Genomic DNA, 12,219 nt, shown 5'->3' with positions numbered 1-12,219 from the left:
GCCGGAACCTTCCCGCAACCGTACCCGTTGCGCGGCCCGCCGACATCCCGCCCCACCCCTCGAATTGCGCGGTTCCGGCCGCGGCGACCGTTCCGGGCCGGGCGGCCGGCGCGCCCGCGGTCGGGCGTGTCGTCGCCGGGCTCACCGTCGGCCCGCCCCGGCCGGGTCACCGGCGTCGAGCGGCCCGGTTACGGTCGGGTCCGCCGCCGTGGGCCCGCCAGCCGTGGCCTGGATCCGCTCGGCGAGCAACCGCAGCGCCTCGATCACCGCGCCGCTGCGGATGTCGGCCCGGTTGCCGTCGAGGTCGAGCCGGCGGACCGTGGTGCCGCCGGGGCCGGCGGCGGCGACGTACACCAGGCCGACCGGCTTACCGTCCTGCGGTTCCGGCCCGGCCACGCCGGTGGTGGCCAGCCCCCAGTCGGCGTCGCAGCGGCGGCGGCCGCCCTCGGCGAGCGCGGCGGCCACATCGGGATCGACCGGTCCGCGCTCGGCGAGCAGGTCCTCGGGTACGCCGGCCAGCTCCGACTTCAGCTCGGTGGCGTAGACCACCAGGCCGCCCCGGTAGATGCCGCTCACCCCGGCGATCTCCACGATCGAGTTGGCCAGCGCCCCGCCGGTCAGCGACTCGACGGTCGCCAGGGTCTCGTGCCGTTCGTGCAGGCTGTGCACCACGAACGCGGCCCGACCCGCGTCGACCCGCTCGTGCGTCGCGTCCGTACCCATGGTCAACACCTCTTCCCCGACCGTCCCGCCCCACTCATCCTTCCAGCCGGCACCCGGACCGGGAGGACGTCAGGGGGTGGGGCGGCGCAGCCGGAGGGCCTGGGCGATGTAGTCGAACCCGGTGACCACGGTGACCACCACCGCCGCTCCCATGATCCACGGGCCGACGACGGCCAGCGCGGCGGGCATCGGCCAGAGGTACCAGGTGATGGCGAGGATCTGGAGGGCGGTCTTGATCTTGCCGCCCCGGCTGGCGGCGATGACGCCGTGCCGGATCACCCAGAACCGCAGCGCGGTGATGCCCAGCTCGCGGGCGAGGATCACCACGGTCACCCACCAGGGCAACCGGTCAAGGACGGAGAGCAGCACCAGCGCGGCGCCGGTGAGCGCCTTGTCGGCGATCGGATCGGCGACCTTGCCCAGCGAGGTGACCAGCCCGAACCGGCGGGCGATCCAGCCGTCCACCAGGTCGGTCGCCGAGGCGACCGCGAAGATCAGGCAGGCCGCCATCCGCCAGCCGGCGTGCGTCATCCCGGAGGCGACCACCGTGACGGCGAACACCGGCACCAGCACCAGCCGCACCGCGGTCAGCACGTTCGCCGCGTTGAGCAGGGGTACCCGGGCCGCCACCGACTCCGCCCCGGTCATGCCTGGCACCGCCCCACGTGGCTCCCCCGCTCCGTCCGGGCCCGTCGTCACCGCGCCGCGCCGGGCGCCGCCGAGATCATCTCATCCGGTACCGCGACCAGGTCGACACCCTCGGTCGCGGTGACCGTGGCCCGGACCAGGTCGCCGGGGCGCAGCGCGGCCAGGTCGACCCCGCCGTCCACCGGCGCGACCAGGGTGGTCGAGCCGTCGACCTCGGGCGCCTGGTGGGCGGCCCGCCCCTCGACCACCCCGTCGGCGACCGAGTCGACCAGCACCTCGATTGTCGAGCCGAGCCGCTCCTCGGCCCGCTGCGAGCAGAGCTCGTCGGCGAGCGCGGCGAGCTTGTCGTACCGCCGCTTGATCGTGGCGGCGCTGATCTTGCCGGGCAGGCCGGCGGCCTCGGTCCCGTCCTCGTCGCTGTAGTCGAACACGCCGATCGCGTCCAGCCGCGCCTCGGTCAGGAACCGGACCAGCTCGTTGACGTCCTGCCGGGTCTCGCCCGGGAAGCCGACGATGAAGTTGCTGCGGGCGCCCGCCTCGGGGGCCAGGGCGCGGGCGGAGGCGAGCAGCTCCAGGAAGCGGTCGGTGGAACCGAACCGGCGCATCCGGCGCAGCACCGGCTCGCTGGAGTGCTGGAAGGACAGGTCGAAGTAGGCGGCCACGCCGGGCGTGGTGGCGATCACCTCGACCAGGCCGGGCCGGGTCTCGGCGGGCTGCAGGTAGCTGGCCCGGACCCGGACGATCCCGTCGATCGCGGCGAGCTGCGGCAACAGCTTCTCCAGCGCCCGGGGGTCACCCAGGTCCTTGCCGTACGACGTCGAGTTCTCGCTGACCAGCACCAGCTCGCGGACGCCGGTCTTGGCCAGCCACTCCGCCTCGGCGAGCAGCTCGTCCGGGGTACGCGAGACGAACGCCCCGCGGAACGCCGGGATGGCGCAGAACGCGCAGCGCCGGTCGCAGCCGCTGGCCAGCTTGAGCGAGGCGACCGGCCCGGTGTCGAGCCGGTGTCGCAGCACCTGCCGCAGGTGGGCCGGGGTGTGCGCGTCGGTCTCGGTGGTCACCCGGGTCGGGGTGCCGTGGCCGGGCAGCGACACGGCCGCCTCGCGCCGCTTCACCGGGGTGAGCGGCAGCAGCTCCCGGCGGTCGCGCGGGGTGTGCGCCTCGACCGCCTCGCCGGCGACCACGGCGTTCAGCCGGGCCGAGATGTCCGGGTAGTCGTCGAAGCTCAGCACCGCCTGCGCCTCGGGGAGGCTGTCGGCCAGCTCGCGGCCGTACCGCTCGGCCATGCAGCCGGCGGCGACCACCTTGGCGCCGGTGTCGGCGGCGGCGAGCAGCGTCTGGATCGAGTCCTGCTTGGCCTTCTCCACGAAGCCGCAGGTGTTCACGACCACCACGTCGGCTCCCTCGCCGTCGGTGGTCACCTGCCAGCCGTCGGCGTGCAGCCGGGCGGCCAGCTCCTCGGAGTCGACCTCGTTACGGGCACAGCCCAGGGTCAGCAGGGCGACTCGACGGCTGTCGGAAGGGGAGGTGGCAGACACCATCCGAGGGTACCGGGCCGCGCGCGGAACCCCGCGACGGCCGGCCGCCGCCATCGACCACCTCACACCCCGCCCGGACGGCCCGGCCGGGCCGCCGTCGGGCGGGTCGCGGCACGTCGCCGTCTCCGGGCGGCGGGAAGGGCCGACTTGCCGCGGCCCGCGGACCCGACCGCCTGGCGGAGCGGGCCACGCCCGCGCCACGGCGGCGTCGACCCGGGGCGGTCAGCGGGCCGCCGCACCGACCCGGGCCAGCCGGTCCAGCAGGAAGACCTCGGTGCCGGCCAGGCCGGTGGAGCAGAAGACCGAGACCTGGTCCGCGCCGGTCCGGCCCGACACCGCTCCGGCCAGCACCGCGCCCAGGTCGCGCAGCCGACCGGCGTACGGCTCGACGGCGGCGAGCATCGGCGGGGCGTACGCGGCGGCCTGCGCCGGCGAGTCGGTGACCAGCACGTCGGCGGCGTCCAGCAGGTCGGGGCCGAATTCGTGCCGGTGGACCTGCTTGAAGCCGACGGTGTTGACGTGGGTGCCCGGGGAGAGGTCGGCCGCGTCGAGCACCGGGGTGGTGCTGGTGGTGGCGAGCACCACCACGTCCCGGTGCCGAACCGCCTCGGCGGCCGAGCCGACGGCCCGGGCGGGCACGCCCAGTTCGGCCCGGACCCGGGCGGCGAACGCCTCCCGGCGGGCCGCCGAGCGGCTGTGCACGGTCACCTCGCGCAGCGGCCGGACCGCGGCGGCGGCCCAGACCTGGGTCCACGCCTGCCGGCCGGAGCCCACCACGCCGAGGGTCGCCGCGTCCGGGCGGGCCAGGGCGTCGACGGCCACCCCGCCCAGTCCGCCGGTACGCCGGGAGCCCAGCTCCTCGCCGACCGCGATGGCGCGTACCGCCCCGGTGCGCGCGTCGTGCAGCACGACCAGCTGCCCGCTCTCCGGGTGCCCGAAGGTGTCGTACGACCGGAAGCCGTACCACTCACCGGTGAGGTGGCCGGCGGTGAGCACCATCCGACCGCCGCCGAGCGGGGCGGACGCCCGGGGCGGGGCGATCAGCCGTCCCTCGTACGCGGCCAGCAGCGCGTCCCGCATGGCGGCGACGGTGAGCGGGGCGTCCACCGCCGCGGCGACGTCCTCGTCGGAGAAGAGCACGGTCATGACGACCATGGTGCAACCTGAAGTTCGCGTTAACTCCAGTCATGGTGGCCTTCGTCACCGCGTCCGCTGACAGGCGACGGCGGTGCTAGCGTCGGGCACGGCGGCCCGTGCCGCCCCGGACGAGTGGTGGGCGTACCCGGTCAGGCCAAGACGCCCCGCGTTGACCACCCGTCCCGGCCCGCGCGGCCGGGCCCGCCCGTCAGAGGTGATCGTCATGGCCTGGATCGTGCTGGTGCTCTCCGGACTGCTGGAGACCGTGTGGGCGGTCGCCCTCGACCGCAGCGCCGGCTTCAGTCGCCCCCTCCCCTCGGCCGTCTTCGGCGTCTCGCTGGTGGCGAGCATGGCCGGCCTGGCGTACGCGCTGCGCGAGATCCCGGTCGGCACCGGCTACGCGGTCTGGGTCGGCATCGGCGCGGTGGGCACCGCGCTGGTCGGCATGGTCGCGTTGCACGAGCCGGCCACCGTCCCCCGGATCGGCTGCCTGCTGCTGGTGGTGGCCGGCGTGGTCGGGCTCAAGCTCTTCCACTAGGCGTCCCCGAACGGTGTCCTCGTCCGGTTTGGTGGTGGGTGCGTCGCGGGTAGTGATGCCTCACCCCACCCGAGGTACCCACATCACGGAGGACACCATGGCCGACATCCACGCCACCGCCCGCCCGCGCAGCAGCGCCGCACGGGTCTGCACGATTCTCGCGTTCGTCTTCGCGGTCATCGCGATCTTCTTCCTGCCGCCGCTCTTCGGCCTGGTCGGCCTGGTGCTCGGCATCGTCGGCGCGGTGCTGGGCGACAAGCCGCTCGGCTGGTACGCCGCCGCCGCCAGCGTGGCCGGCGCCATCATCGGCATGATCATCGGCTACGCCATCCTGAACTCCTGACCGCCCGTACGCCACGAGGGCCTGCCGACGTTCCGGCAGGCCCTCGTCGCGGTCTTTCCCGAGGACACCCCGCCGCTAGTGCAGGCGCACCGACACCCCGGCCGGCGGCCGGCCGGCCGGCACCAGGACCAGTGACACCAGCGCGGCCAGGGCGGCGGCGACCGCGCTGAAGACGAAGGCGTGCGTGAAGCCGGTGGCCACCACCACCCCACCGGAGGTCAGACTCGCGGCGGCGATCGTGGAGACGACCGCCACGCCGACCGAACCGCCGAGTTCGTGGAACGTGTTGACGACGCCCGAGGTGACTCCGGCCTCCCCGGGCGCCACGTCGGCGAGCGCGGTGGTGGTGGCCGCCACGAAGGTCATCCCCAGCCCGGCTGCGGCGACGCCGATCCCGATGACCACCGACCCGGACGTCGGGCCCACGGCGGGGACCGCGGCGCCCAGCGCGGCGACCGCGAGTCCCACGGCGGCCGTCGTCCGGGGACCGAGGTGCCCGACCCCGTGGCTGGCCGCGTGGGCGCCGACGACGGTGCCGAGCGCGACCGGCAGGAAGAGCAGCCCGGTGGTCAGCGCGCCGTGTCCACGCACCTGCTGCAGATAGAACGAACCGAGGAAGAAGCTCGCGATCAGCAGCCCGGTCGCCACCAGCATCAGGAACGCACCCGCGGCGACCCGGCGGCGGGCGAGGATCGAGAGGTCCACCAGCGGCGCCCGGACGGCCCGTTCGACCAGCACGAAACCCGCGTAGAGCGCGGCGGCGACCGCGAGCGGGCCGAGGGTGGACAGGGCGGCCCAGCCGTGGTCTCCGGCGCTGATCAGCCCGTAGAGCGCCGCCGCGGTGGCGAGCGTGACGGTGAGCGCCCCGGGCAGGTCCAGCTTCCGGTCCGCGCGCCGTGGGCCCGGCCCCGGCACGACGACGGGCAGCAGGGCGAGCACGGCGAGCCCGATCGGCACATTGACGTAGAAGATCCATTTCCAGCCCGGGCCGGCGGTGAGCAGGCCGCCCAGCAGCACGCCGACGGCCGCCCCGGTGCCGCCCAGGGCACCCCAGACGCCGAGCGCCCGGTGCCGTTCCGCGCCCTGGAACAGCGTCGTGACCAGGGAGAGTGCGGCGGGAGAGAGCAGCGCGGCGCCGACGCCCTGACCGATCCGACCGCCGATGAGCATCGCGGCGTTGACCGACAGCCCCGCCACCAGCGACGACGCGGTGAAGAACGCCAGGCCGGCGAGCACGGTCCGGCGGGCGTCGAACAGGTCGGCGGCGCGACCGCCGAGAAGCATCAGACCACCGAAGACCAGGGTGTACGCGGCGACGACCCAGGTCAGTGCCGCGCGGTCGAGACCGAGGTCGGCACCGATGCTCGGCAGCGCGATGGTGACCACGGTGACGTCGAGGATGAGCATGAACTGGGCGAGGCTGAGCAGCGCCAGCGCCCGCCACCGGCGCGGGACGGGCTGGGCCGGCGCGACGGCGTGCGGTGGCGATGTGACGTGGGCGTTCATGGGGCGACTCCCGTGACGGACGGCCGGGCAGCCGGCGAGATCGTCCCGGCCGGCCCGCTAAGTCGAACATGCGTGTACGACTTACCGCCTCACGGTAACCTGAACACGGGTGTTTGACAAAGGAGGATGTGGTGGACCGGACGACCGACGCCGTCGGGCAGCGCGGCAAGCGCGCGGACGCGCAGCGGAACATCGCCGCGATCCTCGACGCGGCACTGGAGTGCCTGGTCCGGGATCCGGACGCCAACATTGCCGAGATCGCGCGGCGCGCCGGGGTCGGCCGGGTGACGCTCTACGGCCACTTCTCGTCCCGCGACGACCTCATCGACCAGCTGTTCACCCGCACCGTGGACCGGGCGGACCGGGCGTTGGAGACGGTCGACCTGACCGGCGACCCCCGGGCAGCCCTCAGCCGCCTCGTCGCATCGAGCTGGCAGATCGTCGACCAGTTCCGGCACCTGCTCGACGCCGCCCAACGGTCACTGCCACCCGCCCGCATCCGGGCCGCGCACGAGGGGCCGATGCGCCGCATCGCCGGCCTCATCGAGCGCGGCCGGGCCGAGGGCGTGTTCCGCACCGACCTGCCCGCGACCTGGATGGTCGCGCTCGTCCACACCGTGGTGCACGCGGCGGCGGACGAAATCACCGAAGGACGCCTCGCCGAGCAGGACGCGGCCTGGGTCATCGACGCGACCCTGCAGGCCGCATACGCGCCACCGGCCGGGTGACCCGACCGGTCACCTCTCGGCGCCCTACTCCTCGCTGCCGCGGAGACCCACCAGGACCTCCTCCAACTCGTCCGGCTTGACCAGCACGTCGCGCGCCTTGGAGCCCTCGGACGGGCCGACCACGCCCCGGGTCTCCATCAGGTCCATCAGCCGGCCCGCCTTGGCGAAGCCGACCCGGAGCTTGCGCTGGAGCATCGAGGTCGAGCCGAACTGCGAGGTCACCACCAGCTCCACCGCCTGCACCAGCAGGTCCAGGTCGTCGCCGATGTCCTCGTCGATCTTCTTCTTGCTGTCCTGCGCGACGGTCAGCACGTCCGCGCGGAAGTCCGGCTCGCGCTGGTCCTTGCAGAACTTCACCACGTCGTGGATCTCGCGCTCGGTCACCCAGGCGCCCTGGATCCGGATCGGCTTCGACGCGCCCATCGGCAGGAAGAGGCCGTCGCCCCGACCGAGCAGCTTCTCCGCGCCCGGCTGGTCGAGGATGACCCGCGAGTCGGCCAGGGACGAGGTGGCGAAGGCCAGCCGGGACGGCACGTTCGCCTTGATCAGGCCGGTGACCACGTCGACCGAGGGCCGCTGGGTGGCGAGCACCAGGTGGATGCCGGCGGCCCGGGCGAGCTGGGTGATCCGGACGATGGAGTCCTCCACGTCGCGCGGCGCGACCATCATCAGGTCGGCCAGCTCGTCCACTATCACCAGCAGGTACGGGTACGGCCGCAGCTTCCGCTCGCTGCCCGGCGGGGCCTTGATCTCGCCGTTGCGCACCTTGCGGTTGAAGTCGTCGATGTGCCGGACCCCGTTGGCGGCGAGGTCGTCGTAGCGCATGTCCATCTCGCGGACGACCCACTCCAGCGAGTCGGCCGCCTTCTTCGGGTTGGTCACGATCGGGGTGACCAGATGCGGGATGCCCTCGTAGCCGGTCAGCTCGACCCGCTTCGGGTCGACCAGCAGCAGCCGGACCTCGTCCGGGGTGGCCCGGGTGAGGATCGACACGAGCAGCGAGTTGAGGCAGGACGACTTGCCCGCGCCGGTGGCGCCGGCGATCAGGATGTGGGGCATCTTCGCGAGGTTGGCCACCACGTAGCCGCCCTCGATGTCCTTGCCCAACGCCACCACCATCGGGTGGTGGTCGCTCTTCGCGGCCCGCGAGCGGAGCACGTCGCCGAGCGCCACGTTCTCCGGGTCGGTATTGGGGATCTCCACGCCGACCGCGCTCTTGCCCGGGATCGGGCTGAGAATCCGCACGTCCGGCGACTTCACCGCGTACGCGATGTTGCGGGACAACTGGGTGATCCGCTCGACCTTGACGCCCGGACCCAGCTCGACCTCGTAGCGGGTGACCGTCGGGCCGCGGGTGAAGCCGGTGACCGCGGCGTCCACGTCGAACTGCTCGAAGACGCCGGTCAGCGCGGCGATCACCTCGTCGTTGGCCTTGCTCCGGCTCTTCGGCGCGGCGCCGCTGCCGAGCATGTTGGCCGGCGGCAGGGTGTAGTCGCCGGCCAGCCCGGTGAGCGCGAGCTGCTCGGCGCGGCTGGGCAGCGGTGAGTGCTCCGGCGGCTCGACCGGCTTGCGGGTGGCCGGGACCTTGCCCGGCGGTTTGCGCGGCAGCACCAGGGTGTCCTGCAGGTCCACCCCGTCGAGGTCGTCGTCCAGGTCGTTAGGGTCCAGCGGCGGGGGTAGCCGCTTGGCCGGCCGCTTCCGGGCCGGCTTCGGCGCGGCCTCGGTCTCGGCGTCCTCGGCGGCGGGCGGCGCGACCAGGCTGCCGGCGAGCAGCCCGAGCCGCTCCGGGATCTTGTTGATCGGCGTCGCGGTGACCACCAACAGGCCGAAGACCAGCAGCAGGACCAGCAGGGGCACCGCCACCCAGGCGGTCACCGCGGCCTCCAGCAGGTCGCCGACGCCGGCGCCGATCAGGCCGCCCGCGTAGTCGCGCTGCACCGCGTCCACCGGGTCCTGTCCGATGTGCAGCATCGCCGCGGTGGCGAGCAGCATCGAGCCCCAGCCGACCAGGCCGCGGCCGCGGTGCTCGGGGTCGGCGGGGGTACGCAGCAGCCGCCAGGCGCCGATCATCAGCAGCACCGGCACCACGATCGCGATCGCGCCGAGGAAGAGCCGGACGGTGTCGGCGAGCCGGGCGCCGACCGGCCCGGCCTTGCCGAACCAGATGGCCACCGCGCTGAGCAGGGCGAGACCGAACAGCAGCAGCCCTCCGCCGTCGCGGCGGTGCTCCGGGTCGAGGTCGCGGGCCGAGGCGGCCTGCCGGCCGGCCGCCCGGACCGCCCAGCCCAGGCCGTGCGCCAGCCCCATCCACAGGGCGCCGACCGCGCGTCCGACGTAGACGGCCGGGCCGGGCCGGGCCGCCGTCCGCCGGCGGGTAGCCGCCCGGGTGGCCTTCTTGGCCGGCTGGCGGGCACGGCTGTTCGTGGTACCGCGCGGCGACGCGCCGCGCCGCCGGCTCGCCTGAGAGGTACGGCCCGCCATAGAGTCACCGTAACGGCGGGACCCGGCAGATCGCCGCTTTTCCGGGTCGTGTCCGCGCGTCGCACCACCGACCGCGCCGCCGGGTGTGTTATTCGCCTCAGAAGGGATGCCCTCATGGCGTCGCCGGAGATCGAGGACGGTCCGGACGGCCCCCTGGCCGGACACCCGCAGCAGCTGCGACCGCTGACCGGTGAGCTGATCGCCGCCGTGCTGGCCGCCCGGGGGTACACGGTGGCCGCGGAACCCGGCGGCGACCTGGTCGGCCGCTGGGCGGAGAGCCTGATCTGGTTCCACCGCCGGGGCGCCGACGGGGAGCTGCTCCAGATCCGTACCGTCGCCGGGCACTGCTTCGGCATCGAGCACGTGCCCGCGCTCTACGCGTTCTGCAACGCATGGAACCACGACCGGCTCTGGCCCAAGGCGTTCGTGCACGTCGCCGACGACGGGCTCGCCCAGGTCTGCGGCGAGGTCATCACCGACCTGGAACGCGGGGTCACCCCGCACCAGCTCGACCAGCTCATCGACTGCGGCGTCGCCACCGGCTGCCAGCTGGCCGCCGCCGTGGGCGAGCTGCCCGGCGGGTCGGTCCGGTGACCACCTCCCGCGACCGGGGACTGGCCGACGCCCTCGCCGACGCCCTCGACCTGCCCGACGGGGAGGCCCGCTGCGCCGAGCTGGACCGGATCGCCGCGCGGGCGGACGTGACCGGTGACGTGCCTACCGGTCTGGCGGCGCGGTTCGCGCTGATCGAGGCGTACCTGCATCTGGGCGAGCGGTGGCGGCTGGTGGAGCCGGTCCGCCGCTGTCTGGCCACGCTGGACGGCCGGCCCGACGGCCGCGCCGGGGAGGTCGAGCGGCTGCACCGGCACCAACGGCAGGCGGTGGAGGCGCTCTTCGGCACCCCGCGGGTCGGCCTGGACCAGGCCCGGTCCCTGCTCGACGATCTCGCCGACCGGCTGGGCACCGACGCCGAGCCGGTGGCCGAGCTGCGCTGCCGGCTCGCCGACCACCTCGGCGACGAGCCGACCGCCCGCCGGGAGTACGACCGCTGGTGCGCCGCCCTGCCCCACCCGGCCGCCGGGTGCCCCGGCTGCGCCCCGGCGCGGCGGGCCGAGCTGCTGGCCGGTTGGGGCGAGCCGGTCGCGGCCCTGGCCGCGCTGGACCCGGTACGCGACGGCGAGGTGGACTGCACCGACCAGCCGGAGCGGGCGCTGGTCGCCGGGCTGCTGCCGTGGCTGCGCACCGGCGAGGCGGCGCGGGCGGCCCGGGCGCACGTGCGGGCGTACCGCCGGCACCGGCGGGAGCGTGCCGCGTTCCCGCTGCTCGCCGCGCACCTGCGGTTCTGCGCGCTGGGCGGGCACCTGGCGCACGGGCTGGACGTGCTGGCCGAGCAGCTGCCCCGGCTGGACCACCCGACCGACGATCTGTCCGCGATGGAGTTCGCGGCCGCGGGGTCGCTGCTCTGCGCGCTCGCCGTCGAGGCCGGCCTCGGCGGCCGGCGGATCCACCGGCCCGGTCACGGCCCCCGGCCGGCGGCCGAGGTGGACGTGGCCACCCTCGGCGGGGACCTGCAGGCCCTGGCCACCACGCTCGCCGGCAGCTTCGACGCCCGCAACGGCACCGGGCACCAGTCCGGCCGGATCGCCTCCTGGCTGGCCGAACGGCCGCTTGCCGAGCCGGTGCCGCTGCCCGCCGAGGACGAGCTCGGCGACGGCACCGAGGACGACCCGACCGCGCCGGGGCCGCCGGGCGAGGAGGAACCGGTGCCGCTGAGCCTGGCGCTGCTCACCGCCGCCCTCGACGCGCGGGGCGACGGGTACGCGGTGGAACCGGACGGCACCGTGGTCGGCCGGTGGGGCGCGGCGGTGATCCAGTTCCGCCGGCTCGGCGAGCAGGGGGAGATCCTGCACGCCCGGGCGGTGGCCACCCGGCGGCTGCCGGCCACCCGCCGGGCCGAGGCGCACGCGTTCTGCAACGCCTGGAACCACGACCGGCTGCTGCCGGCCGCGTACGTGCACGACCCGGGCGACGGTGCGCTGGTGCTGGCCGGCGACGTGACCACCGACCTGGCGCACGGGGTGGCCCCGGTGCAGCTGGCCGTGCTGGTCACCGCCGCGGTGAACACCGGCGTGGCGTACGCCGAGGCGGTCGCCGCGCTGCCCGAGGGCTAACATCGCCGGCGTGTTCGTGGTGACCCTGAGCTACCTGACCGGCCTGGACCAGGTCGACGCCGCCCTGCCCGACCACCTGGCCTGGGTGGAGCGCCAGTACGCCGACGGCGTCTTCCTCGCCTCCGGCCGGAAGGTGCCGCGCACCGGTGGGGTGATCCTGGCCGCCGGGCTGGACCGCGCCGAGCTGGACCGGCGGCTGGCCACCGACCCGTTCGCCATGCGGGGTGTGGCCGCGTACGAGGTCACCGAGTTCGTCGCCGGCCGGGTCGCCCACGGCCTGGCGCACCTGCGCGAGAGCTGATCCCGGACCCGGCGCGGGGGGGGGGGGGGGGGGGGGGGGGGGGGGGGGGGGGGGGGGGGGGGGGGGGGGGGGGGGGGGGGGGGGGGGGGGGGGGGGGGGGGGGGG

Annotated in this window: 12 protein-coding genes and 1 riboswitch; of the genes, 6 read left to right on the top strand and 6 right to left on the bottom strand. The window is 75.0% G+C overall.

What is annotated here, in order from left to right:
• Window positions 1–141: 141 nt before the first annotated feature.
• The 4 genes from ACZ6S5_RS01410 to ACZ6S5_RS01395 form a co-directional block, all read right to left on the bottom strand.
• On the bottom strand, window positions 142–723 hold the full coding sequence (locus ACZ6S5_RS01410; protein WP_465996563.1) for a CinA family protein: 582 nt from the start codon (window positions 721–723) through the stop codon (window positions 142–144).
• Window positions 724–792: 69 nt separating this feature from the next.
• Window positions 793–1,371 (bottom strand): CDP-diacylglycerol--glycerol-3-phosphate 3-phosphatidyltransferase, encoded by a 579-nt coding sequence (gene pgsA / locus ACZ6S5_RS01405; protein WP_465996561.1) that lies wholly within the window; start codon window positions 1,369–1,371, stop codon window positions 793–795.
• Between the two features lie 47 nt (window positions 1,372–1,418).
• On the bottom strand, window positions 1,419–2,912 hold the full coding sequence (gene rimO / locus ACZ6S5_RS01400; RefSeq protein ID WP_465996559.1) for a 30S ribosomal protein S12 methylthiotransferase RimO: 1,494 nt from the start codon (window positions 2,910–2,912) through the stop codon (window positions 1,419–1,421).
• A 219-nt stretch (window positions 2,913–3,131) separates the two neighbouring features.
• Window positions 3,132–4,055 (bottom strand): ornithine cyclodeaminase family protein, encoded by a 924-nt coding sequence (locus ACZ6S5_RS01395; protein ID WP_465996967.1) that lies wholly within the window; start codon window positions 4,053–4,055, stop codon window positions 3,132–3,134.
• A 95-nt stretch (window positions 4,056–4,150) separates the two neighbouring features.
• A riboswitch (guanidine-III (ykkC-III) riboswitch) is annotated at window positions 4,151–4,215 on the top strand.
• Window positions 4,216–4,269: 54 nt separating this feature from the next.
• Between ACZ6S5_RS01395 and ACZ6S5_RS01390 the strand changes: the two genes are divergently transcribed.
• The gene (locus ACZ6S5_RS01390; RefSeq protein WP_465996557.1) at window positions 4,270–4,584 is read left to right on the top strand and encodes a DMT family transporter; all 315 of its coding nucleotides are present in this window, start codon (window positions 4,270–4,272) and stop codon (window positions 4,582–4,584) included.
• A 97-nt stretch (window positions 4,585–4,681) separates the two neighbouring features.
• Entirely contained in the window at window positions 4,682–4,927 is a 246-nt protein-coding gene (locus ACZ6S5_RS01385) for a hypothetical protein (protein ID WP_465996555.1), read from the top strand.
• Window positions 4,928–5,002: 75 nt separating this feature from the next.
• Here the strand turns inward: ACZ6S5_RS01385 and ACZ6S5_RS01380 are convergent, their stop codons facing one another.
• Window positions 5,003–6,433 carry an MFS transporter gene (locus tag ACZ6S5_RS01380; protein WP_465996553.1) on the bottom strand — a complete coding sequence of 477 codons (1,431 nt, stop codon included), beginning with the start codon at window positions 6,431–6,433 and terminating at the stop codon, window positions 5,003–5,005.
• Window positions 6,434–6,564: 131 nt separating this feature from the next.
• Here ACZ6S5_RS01380 and ACZ6S5_RS01375 point away from each other — a divergent pair, with 131 nt between their 5' ends.
• On the top strand, window positions 6,565–7,161 hold the full coding sequence (locus ACZ6S5_RS01375) for a TetR/AcrR family transcriptional regulator (protein WP_465996551.1): 597 nt from the start codon (window positions 6,565–6,567) through the stop codon (window positions 7,159–7,161).
• Window positions 7,162–7,185: 24 nt separating this feature from the next.
• Here ACZ6S5_RS01375 and ACZ6S5_RS01370 read toward each other — a convergent pair whose 3' ends face one another.
• Window positions 7,186–9,642 (bottom strand): FtsK/SpoIIIE family DNA translocase, encoded by a 2,457-nt coding sequence (locus tag ACZ6S5_RS01370; RefSeq protein WP_465996549.1) that lies wholly within the window; start codon window positions 9,640–9,642, stop codon window positions 7,186–7,188.
• Window positions 9,643–9,756: 114 nt separating this feature from the next.
• Here ACZ6S5_RS01370 and ACZ6S5_RS01365 point away from each other — a divergent pair, with 114 nt between their 5' ends.
• From ACZ6S5_RS01365 to ACZ6S5_RS01355, 3 genes are read left to right on the top strand one after another with little or no spacing between them, the layout of a single operon-like run.
• Window positions 9,757–10,236, top strand: coding sequence for a YbjN domain-containing protein (locus ACZ6S5_RS01365; RefSeq protein ID WP_465996547.1), 480 nt, complete (start codon window positions 9,757–9,759; stop codon window positions 10,234–10,236).
• Window positions 10,233–11,813, top strand: coding sequence for a type III secretion system chaperone family protein (locus ACZ6S5_RS01360; RefSeq protein ID WP_465996545.1), 1,581 nt, complete (start codon window positions 10,233–10,235; stop codon window positions 11,811–11,813). Before ACZ6S5_RS01365 ends, ACZ6S5_RS01360 begins: the two co-directional genes overlap by 4 nt.
• 10 nt (window positions 11,814–11,823) lie before the next feature.
• A complete protein-coding gene (locus ACZ6S5_RS01355) occupies window positions 11,824–12,114 on the top strand; it encodes a YciI family protein (protein WP_465996543.1) in 291 nt (96 codons plus the stop codon).
• Window positions 12,115–12,219 lie beyond the last annotated feature (105 nt).

This window comes from Micromonospora sp. NPDC051924, assembly GCF_055586005.1.
Note: the sequence above shows the minus strand (reverse complement) of the source record. Positions and strands in the feature narration are given on the sequence as shown.

What these genes read in the sequence shown, in the direction of transcription:
- ACZ6S5_RS01395 (WP_465996967.1), bottom strand. Translation starts at nt 4,055, where the DNA reads ATGACCGTGCTCTTCTCCGACGAGGACGTCGCCGCGGCGGTGGACGCC.
- pgsA (WP_465996561.1), bottom strand. Translation starts at nt 1,371, where the DNA reads ATGACCGGGGCGGAGTCGGTGGCGGCCCGGGTACCCCTGCTCAACGCG.
- ACZ6S5_RS01380 (WP_465996553.1), bottom strand. Translation starts at nt 6,433, where the DNA reads ATGAACGCCCACGTCACATCGCCACCGCACGCCGTCGCGCCGGCCCAG.
- ACZ6S5_RS01385 (WP_465996555.1), top strand. Translation starts at nt 4,682, where the DNA reads ATGGCCGACATCCACGCCACCGCCCGCCCGCGCAGCAGCGCCGCACGG.
- ACZ6S5_RS01365 (WP_465996547.1), top strand. Translation starts at nt 9,757, where the DNA reads ATGGCGTCGCCGGAGATCGAGGACGGTCCGGACGGCCCCCTGGCCGGA.
- ACZ6S5_RS01370 (WP_465996549.1), bottom strand. Translation starts at nt 9,642, where the DNA reads ATGGCGGGCCGTACCTCTCAGGCGAGCCGGCGGCGCGGCGCGTCGCCG.
- rimO (WP_465996559.1), bottom strand. Translation starts at nt 2,912, where the DNA reads ATGGTGTCTGCCACCTCCCCTTCCGACAGCCGTCGAGTCGCCCTGCTG.
- ACZ6S5_RS01410 (WP_465996563.1), bottom strand. Translation starts at nt 723, where the DNA reads ATGGGTACGGACGCGACGCACGAGCGGGTCGACGCGGGTCGGGCCGCG.
- ACZ6S5_RS01390 (WP_465996557.1), top strand. Translation starts at nt 4,270, where the DNA reads ATGGCCTGGATCGTGCTGGTGCTCTCCGGACTGCTGGAGACCGTGTGG.